This is a genomic window from Jatrophihabitans sp. (assembly GCF_051960575.1).
In the GTDB taxonomy this organism is placed as follows: Bacteria; Actinomycetota; Actinomycetes; order Mycobacteriales; family Jatrophihabitantaceae; genus JBQCEE01.
In genome coordinates, this window is sequence record NZ_JBQCEE010000254.1 from 1 (window position 1) to 5,893 (window position 5,893).

At 72.7% G+C, this 5,893-nt stretch carries 5 protein-coding genes, 1 tRNA gene and 2 pseudogenes; 3 read left to right on the top strand and 5 right to left on the bottom strand.

Going from position 1 to position 5,893, the window contains the following annotated elements:
* Nucleotides 1-1,168: pseudogene (locus tag ACTHMS_RS14320) on the bottom strand (pyruvate dehydrogenase (acetyl-transferring), homodimeric type); the annotation flags it as partial.
* Nucleotides 1,169-1,345: 177 nt separating this feature from the next.
* Here ACTHMS_RS14320 and ACTHMS_RS14325 point away from each other — a divergent pair.
* On the top strand, nt 1,346-1,729 hold the full coding sequence (locus ACTHMS_RS14325) for a DUF3052 domain-containing protein (protein ID WP_440307350.1): 384 nt from the start codon (nt 1,346-1,348) through the stop codon (nt 1,727-1,729).
* Nucleotides 1,726-2,193, top strand: a complete 468-nt coding sequence (locus ACTHMS_RS14330) for a peroxiredoxin (protein WP_440307351.1) — start codon at nt 1,726-1,728, stop codon at nt 2,191-2,193. Before ACTHMS_RS14325 ends, ACTHMS_RS14330 begins: the two co-directional genes overlap by 4 nt.
* Before the next feature lie 19 nt (nt 2,194-2,212).
* On the opposite strand, the gene ACTHMS_RS14335 is transcribed toward ACTHMS_RS14330, so the two are convergent.
* The gene (locus ACTHMS_RS14335) at nt 2,213-3,073 is read right to left on the bottom strand and encodes an SURF1 family protein (RefSeq protein ID WP_440307352.1); all 861 of its coding nucleotides are present in this window, start codon (nt 3,071-3,073) and stop codon (nt 2,213-2,215) included.
* 67 nt (nt 3,074-3,140) lie between these two features.
* On the opposite strand from ACTHMS_RS14335, the gene ACTHMS_RS14340 reads away from it, so the two are divergent.
* A tRNA-Val gene (locus ACTHMS_RS14340) sits at nt 3,141-3,212 on the top strand.
* 62 nt (nt 3,213-3,274) lie between these two features.
* Here ACTHMS_RS14340 and ACTHMS_RS14345 read toward each other — a convergent pair.
* The 3 genes and pseudogenes from ACTHMS_RS14345 to ACTHMS_RS14355 form a co-directional block, all read right to left on the bottom strand.
* Nucleotides 3,275-4,057 carry a hypothetical protein gene (locus tag ACTHMS_RS14345; RefSeq protein ID WP_440307353.1) on the bottom strand — a complete coding sequence of 261 codons (783 nt, stop codon included), beginning with the start codon at nt 4,055-4,057 and terminating at the stop codon, nt 3,275-3,277.
* On the bottom strand, nt 4,054-4,698 hold the full coding sequence (locus ACTHMS_RS14350; RefSeq protein ID WP_440307354.1) for a sigma-70 family RNA polymerase sigma factor: 645 nt from the start codon (nt 4,696-4,698) through the stop codon (nt 4,054-4,056). The genes ACTHMS_RS14345 and ACTHMS_RS14350 overlap by 4 nt, the downstream gene beginning before the upstream one ends.
* Nucleotides 4,699-4,807: 109 nt before the next feature.
* Nucleotides 4,808-5,893, bottom strand: a pseudogene (locus tag ACTHMS_RS14355) (hypothetical protein); the annotation flags it as partial.

Genomic DNA, 5,893 nt, shown 5'->3' on the forward strand with positions numbered 1-5,893 from the left:
GGGCGGCCTTGAACGCCGCGTACACCTTGCGGTAGTCGTGGCCTCCCCGCGACAGCCGGCGCAGATCCTCGTCGTTGACGTCCTCGACCATCTTGCGCAGCCGCGGGTCACCGCCGAAGAAGTGCTCGCGGATGTAGGCGCCCGTTTCGACCGTGTAGGTCTGGTACTGCCCGTCGGGCGTCGTGTTCATCTGGTTGACCAGCACGCCGTCGGCGTCCCGGGCGAGCAGCGGGTCCCAGTCGCGTCCCCAGACGACCTTGATGACGTTCCAGCCCGCGCCGCGGAAGTACGCCTCGAGCTCCTGGATGATCTTGCCGTTGCCGCGCACCGGCCCGTCGAGGCGCTGCAGGTTGCAGTTGATGACGAAGGTGAGGTTGTCCAGCTCCTCGCGCGCGGCCACACCGATGGCGCCGAGCGACTCGACCTCGTCCATCTCGCCGTCGCCGAGGAAGGCCCAGACGTGCGAGTTGGACGTGTCGGCCAGGCCGCGGGCGTGCAGGTAGCGGTTGAACCGCGCCTGGTAGATCGCGCCGATCGGGCCGAGGCCCATCGAGACGGTAGGGAACTCCCAGAACTCGGGCATGAGCCGGGGGTGCGGGTAGGACGAGAGGCCGTACGGCGCCTTCGACTGCTCCTGGCGGAACCCGTCGAGGTGCTGCTCGGTGAGCCGCCCCTCGAGGAAGGCGCGGGCGTAGATGCCCGGGGCCGCGTGGCCCTGGAAGTAGACCTGGTCGCCCATGCCGGACGCGAGGTCCTTGCCGCGGAAGAAGTGGTTGAACCCGACCTCGTACAGCGACGCGGCCGAGGCGTAGGTGGCGATGTGCCCGCCGACGCCGACCAGCTTGTTCGCCCGCGACACGGCGATCGCGGCGTTCCAGCGGATGTACGCGCGGATGCGCCGCTCGATGTCCTCGTCGCCGGGAAACCAGGGCTCGCGCTCGGGCGGGATGGTGTTGATGTAGTCGGTGCTGCGCAGCGCCGGGACGCCGACCTGCCGCTCGCGCGCCCGTTCGAGCAGCTTCAGCATGAGGAAGCGGGCGCGCTGCCGGCCGTCGGCGTCGATCGCGGCGTCCAGCGACTCGATCCACTCACGGGTCTCGTTGGGGTCGATGTCGGGGAGCTGACTCGGCAGGCCGTCGGTGATGATGGAGAACCGGTCGACTGTCATGGTGTGCCTTTCGGAATTGCTCGTGGCTCCCGTCCAGTCAACACCCTCAGGAGCCGCTAGGGTCGGCGCAGGAGTTACCGAGAAGTACGAGACAGGCTTGACACCCCGAGGTCGAGGAGGACGTCCGCTGTGAATGGCAGCGCCGCTCCCGGAGCGGACGCGAAGAGCACGGGCCGCATGGGCCTGCGCTCCGGGATGATCGTCATGGAGATCGGCTATGACGACGACGTCGACCAGCAGCTGCGCGACGACGTCGAGGAGATCACCGGTGAGGAGATCGTCGACGAGGACTCCGACGAGGTCGTCGACGTCGTCCTGCTCTGGTACCGCGACGGGGACGGCGACCTCGCCGACACCCTCGTCGACGCCATCGCACCCCTCGCCGACGACGGGGTCATCTGGCTGCTGACGCCGAAGCGCGGACGCTCCGACTACGTCGAGCCCTCGGACATCGCCGAGGCCGCGTCCATCGCGGGCCTGTCGCAGACGTCGATCGCCACGGTCGGCAATGATTGGTCCGGCGCCCGGTTGGTCGGGCGCAAATCTGGAGGCAAGAAGTGAGTCAGCCCGAGATCAGCGTCGGACAGCAGGCGCCCGATTTCACCCTGAAGGACCAGAACAACGAGGAGTTCTCGCTCTCGTCGTTCCGCGGGCAGAAGGCGGTGCTGCTCGTCTTCTACCCCCTCGCCTTCACCGGCATCTGCACCGGCGAGCTCTGCCGCGTGCGCGACGACCTCGGCGCCTTCCAGAACGACGACGTGCAGGTGGCGACGATCAGCTGCGACTCGGTGTTCGCCCACAAGGTGTTCGCCGAGAAGGAGGGCTACGAGTTCCCGCTGCTCTCCGACTTCTGGCCGCACGGCGCCGTGGCGCAGTCCTACGGCGTCTTCAACGAGCAGGCCGGGTTCGCCGACCGCGGCACCTTCCTGATCGACCGCGAGGGGATCGTCCGGTTCGCCGAGCACAACGGCCCGGGCGACGGCCGCGACGCCGACGTCTGGCGCAAGGCGATCGACGCGCTCTGAGCGCGCCGGCGGTCACGACCTACCGGACGCGCCCGTAGCGGGCGGCCAGCTTGGCCGCCCGCGCCTCGTCCTCGGTCAGTACGACCGGCTCGTCGTCGAACTCGCCCGCCGGGGCCGCGGCCGCACGGGCCGCCTTCGCCTCCGACCGCGCCATCGCGACCGGCGCGGCGAGGGCCAGCAGGGCGAACAGGTACCACTGGATGACGTAGGCGAAGTGCTGCGGCTCGAGCGCGCCGCCGGCCGGGTTCGACAGGTCGGGCGCGGGGATCGCCTCGAGCCCCGCCGGGGCCGTGCCGCCCATGACCTCGGCGTAGCCCTCGAAGACCGGACGCCCGAGCCGCGCCGCCTGCTGCGCCGGGTTGATCGACTCGAGCTGCGGCGACGGCAGGTCGGCCGCCCGGTCGTCGCGCGACTCGGCGGTCATGAGGCGCGCCGTGACGGTCTGCGGCCCGGACGGCGCCGGCGGCGGCGTCGGGTCGGTCTGCGCCCCCGCCTTGAGGAAGCCGCGGACGACCAGCACCGTGCCCGCAGACGTGTCGAGCGGCGTCACGACGAGGTAGCCGACGGTGTCGTCGTCGGCGGACAGCGTGCGGTTGCGGACGAGGCCCTGGTGGGCGTCGTCGTAGGTGCCCTGCAGGCGCACGGTGCGGAACTCGATCGCGTCCGTCGACGGCGCCCGCTTGCCCGAGCCGGTGAGCGGCAGCAGGTCCTGGACGGCGGCGGCCGGCCTGTGGTCGTTGGTGCGCAGCGCGTCGTTCTCGGACTTCTTCTGCTCGAACCGCGAGATCTGCCAGGTGCCGGCGAGCACGCACACGATGGCGATCACGATCATGAGGGCGGTCAGCGCGGCGTACCGCGGCTGGCGCAGCGTCCTCAACACGGCTCCACGGTACGTCAGCGCACTCGGTAGCCTGATGCGGTTCACCGGCCCCACAGCGTGGGACGCCGGGCGCTTAGCTCAGCGGGAGAGCACTCGGTTTACACCCGAGCGGTCGTTGGTTCGATCCCAACAGCGCCCACCCGGCACCTGGATGTCGCGGGTGCGGCGGGCGCTCCAACCACGACGTGGTGCGGGCATCGGTCAGGAGTCGCCGGCTCCGTCACCGCCCTCGGGCGGACGCGAGGTCGGTGCGTCACTCGGCGGTGCGCTCGGCCGCGTCGAGGGGTCGGGCTGGTCGCTCGGCGGGTCGCCGGCGCCGCCGTCGTGGCCGCCGGGTGGCTCGGTGTCGTGTTCCCCCGGCGACGTGCCCTGCCTGCTGCCGGTGGTGCCACCGTCGTGGCCACCCGTGTCCTGCTGGTCGCCGGAGCCGGTCGGCGCTCCGCCGCCGGGCGCCCCACGGGCCGGGCCGGTGGGCGGACCCGACGGCGTCGCACCGGTCGCGGTGGAGGCAGGAGGTGAGGTCCGAGCCGGTGCCGCCGGGATCGCCCGCGTCGGTACCGGACGAGCCGGAGCACTGCGCGGTGACGGCGCAGGTGAGGGAACCTGGACAGCACGGGTCCCGTGGTCGGGTGTGGTGATGACCGACGGGCTCGGCTGCACGGTGTGGTGCTCGCCGAAGATGAGTCGATGAAGGCCGCCGAGGGGGCCGCGCGGGCCGGTCACGGCGGCAGCGGCGACGCTCCCGCCCGCCGCCACGACGATCGCGGTGGCGGCGATGAGGGTGGTCCGCCGCCATGCCCGGCCCGGTGGCGGCGGTGCAGCGGGTGCAGCCGTCGCGTCCGCGGCGATCGTCGCGTACGACAGTTCCGTCCGCCAGTGCCACAGCGCGTCGGCCACCGGATCGCCCCCGGTCGGCGCGTCGCCTCGCCCCATGGCGTCCAGCAGCGCGTCGTCGGTGTGGAGCGCGTCCATCCGGTCGCTCATCGGTGCGCTCCCATTCGATCGGTGGTGGCGCCTCGCCGCGCGCACCGGGTGACCGTCGGCTGCCGCGGCGGCTTCCCGTCGGGCTGGGACAGGACCCGGGCCCGCAGGACGTTGAGGGCGCGGTGCTGCGCGACGCGCACGGCACCAGGGGTCAGGCCGAGCACCGCGGCCGTCTCCTCGGTGCTGAGTCCGGCCACGATGCGCAGTCGCAGGATCTCGCCCTGCGGGTGGCGCAGCGAGGCCAGCAGCGCCGCGACGGCCCGGCTGCTCTCCAGGGTCTCAGCGGTCAGCGCCGGATCCGCCGACTCGGCGAGCGAGCAGAGGTCGGGCAGGTCGTCCACGACGGTCTCGGGCCGGCGCCCGTGGCGGCGGTGCGCCTCACTCACCTTGTGGGCCGCGATGCCGAAGACCCACGCGATCACCGGCCGGTCGGTGCGGACGTAGCGGGGCAGCGACGCGACGATCGCGACCCCGACCTCCTGGGTCACGTCCTCGGCCAGGTGCCGGTCGATCAGGCGTGCGAGCACGTAGCGGTGCACCTGCGGACGGACCAGGGCGAGTAGACGGTCCAGCGCGCGCCCGTCACCGCGCTGCGCGGCCGCGGCGAGCGCGTCGAGCCCGTCGTCGTCGGGAGAGGACATGGCCGCCTTCCGTGCAGCTGTCACGTGGTCCGTCGGCCGTCGCCCGCCGTACTTGAGCGCGACGGCGTCGGACGTCGGGCACCGCTCGGGCGCCCGACGTCCGGTCGGGTCAGTCGCCGCCGCTGCTGCCGGCGTCGCCGGTGCCCTGGTCGCCGGCCGGGTTGTGGTCGGCCTGGTTGAAGGCGTAGACGAAGCTGGACGGCAGGGGCGCACCCGGCGCCGGGGTGACGCCGTCCTGGCCGAGGACGAGCACCTCGTCACCGACGCTCGGGAAGGTGCCGTCCTGGGCGCCGTTGACGACGATCTGCGCGGTCGTGGTGTCGACCTGCACGCCGCCGGCGCCGGCGCTGCTGCCGTCGCCGTTCCCGTCGTCCGAGGTGTTCTCGGCGCTGTCGCCGTCGGTGCTGCCGACGGAGAGGGAGTTCGCGTTGGCGTCGGCCGCGAGCACGCGTCCGACCACGAAGGACGGCTCGGCGGCGTAGGAGATCGCCTGGGCGGCGAGGAACGTGCCGTCGAGTTGTTCGCCGAGCGCGACGAGGTAGTCACCGGCGGCCAGTTGCGCCGCACTCGTCGCGGTACCGGTCAGGGCCGCGTCGCTCAGGTCGACGGTCAGCTGGTCGCCCTCGCCACAACCGGTCCCACCGCTGATGCCGCTTCCGCTCGGGGAGGTCGAGTCGCCGCCGGCACCACCGCCCTGCCCGTCGCCCTGTCCGTCGCCGGGGTGGCCGTTGCTCCAGCCGCCGCCGTGGTGGCCGTCCGCACCGTCGTGGGCGCAGATCGTCGCGAGGCTGCCGTCGACGGACGCGACGGTGCCGAGCACGACCGATGCGGCCTGCGGGGCCGCGGCCTGCACGGTCAGGTTCGTGATGCCGCGGCGGTCGACCGCTCCTGCTCCGGTGATGACGTATCCGGCGCGGGCCGCGCGCGCGGCCGTCGCCGCGGCGTTGCGCAGCGACACGTGCTCGACGACATGCTGCAGTCGGTGCTTGCCGAGGGTCACCGTGTCGGCCAGCACGGTCAGTTGCTTGCCCTGTCGGCTGACGACGAGGCCGTGGATCCTCGCGACGGCGGGGGCGTGCCGGTGCGCGTGGTGCCGATGGGTCGTCGCCGCACCGGCGGCCGCCGGTGCGACCAGCGTCGTCGCGGCTGCGGCGGCGAGCGCCGTGACACGCAGAGCGGTTCGGGTCATGGGGAC

Coding starts and splice junctions, on each gene's coding strand:
- ACTHMS_RS14325 (WP_440307350.1), top strand. CDS start 1,346: ATGGGCCTGCGCTCCGGGATGATCGTCATGGAGATCGGCTATGACGAC.
- ACTHMS_RS14345 (WP_440307353.1), bottom strand. CDS start 4,057: ATGAGCGACCGGATGGACGCGCTCCACACCGACGACGCGCTGCTGGAC.
- ACTHMS_RS14350 (WP_440307354.1), bottom strand. CDS start 4,698: ATGTCCTCTCCCGACGACGACGGGCTCGACGCGCTCGCCGCGGCCGCG.